The organism is Streptomyces longwoodensis (genome assembly GCF_001514125.1).
GTDB classification, from domain to species: domain Bacteria; phylum Actinomycetota; class Actinomycetes; order Streptomycetales; family Streptomycetaceae; genus Streptomyces; species Streptomyces longwoodensis.
The window spans coordinates 1-680 of the sequence record NZ_KQ948564.1; the positions used below are offsets into that span (position 1 = coordinate 1).

Below are 680 nucleotides of genomic sequence, written 5' to 3' on the forward strand. Positions count from 1 at the left end.
ATGAAGTTCGACATGGGTGCGCAGACGTTGTCGACCCTGATGCGTGATTCGCGGGGTTCGAGTGACGATCTCGGTTCGTTGATCCGGCAGTTGGTGCAGGCGGCGCAGCCGTTGGAGGGCAAGTTCAACGGCAACGGCCGGGTGATGTTCGACCAGTTCAAGGCGCGTGCGGATGAGATCGCGAGTGAGCTGAACGGTTCGCTGTCGGCGATCCTGGGTGGTCAGTCGGGGATGGAGTCGGCGTTCAGCACGGGTGACCAGGAGCAGGGTGACAACGCGCGGCAGCAGATGTCGGCGGCGAACTTCGACGCGGCCCGCTTCGGCGCGCGCTGAGCTCCAACTCCAGTATCGGTACGTAGCGTTGCTTTTGACGGGGAGTGATCAGTGATGGCGGGTGCGGGTTCGGATCGTCGTTCGTACGACGTGGGTGCGTCGACGGATGCGCAGGGGAACATCCAGAGTGTGATCGCGCGTCTGGAGGAGGTCATCGGTCAGCGTGACCGTCAGGTGAAGGCGGCGATGGCTGATTTCACTGCGGATGGTGTGGCGGATGAGTACCACGGCAAGGAGCAGCGCTGGAACCGTGCGTCGACCGAGGTGAAGAACATCATCGGGTTGTTGAAGTCGACGTTGGAGCAGAACGACGGTACGGCGCAGTCGACGCTGGCGAAGGCGAAGTC

At 62.5% G+C, this 680-nt stretch carries 2 protein-coding genes; both read left to right on the plus strand.

The features are described from left to right. The coding region (locus AQJ30_RS32450) for a hypothetical protein (protein WP_067241078.1) at positions 1-333 on the plus strand (333 nt) is incomplete at its 5' end. A 54-nt stretch (positions 334-387) separates the two neighbouring features. Further along, a partial coding sequence (locus tag AQJ30_RS32455) for a pore-forming ESAT-6 family protein (protein ID WP_067241323.1) occupies positions 388-680 on the plus strand: 293 nt, incomplete at its 3' end.